This window comes from Methylobacterium sp. E-046 (assembly GCF_022829625.1).
GTDB lineage: Bacteria > Pseudomonadota > Alphaproteobacteria > Rhizobiales > Beijerinckiaceae > Methylobacterium > Methylobacterium longum.
This window is the reverse complement of the sequence record NZ_JAKSYP010000269.1, coordinates 1-308: the sequence shown is the minus strand read 5'-3', so window position 1 is coordinate 308 and position 308 is coordinate 1. Positions and strand designations below refer to the sequence as shown.

Genomic DNA, 308 nt, shown 5'->3' with positions numbered 1-308 from the left:
AACCACGGTCCCAACCACGAGATCGCCCCGCCCCAGCTGCGCCAGGCCATCGGTCCCGATGTCATGGACGCCCTGTCTCGGCAGACTGGGCTGTCGCACGGCCAACTGCTTTCCAGGCGCGCCCGGGAGCTTCCATGGGCGGTGGACCGCTACACACCCGACGGCAGGCTGCCAGCCCGCTTAGGCGGCGCGCCTGAGGCACCCCCCCACGCACGTCCGGACCCGTTCCCTGCGGTCGCGCCGGTCGACCCGACCGTAACGAACACCGTTAACGTTCCAACCGAGGAAAACCACCATGGCCAAGACCG

1 pseudogene is annotated in these 308 nt (G+C 69.2%); it reads left to right on the top strand.

Going from position 1 to position 308, the window contains the following annotated elements:
- Positions 1-177 (top strand): annotated as a pseudogene (locus tag MKK82_RS29240) (YidB family protein); the annotation flags it as partial.
- Between the last annotated feature and the right edge of the window lie 131 nt (positions 178-308).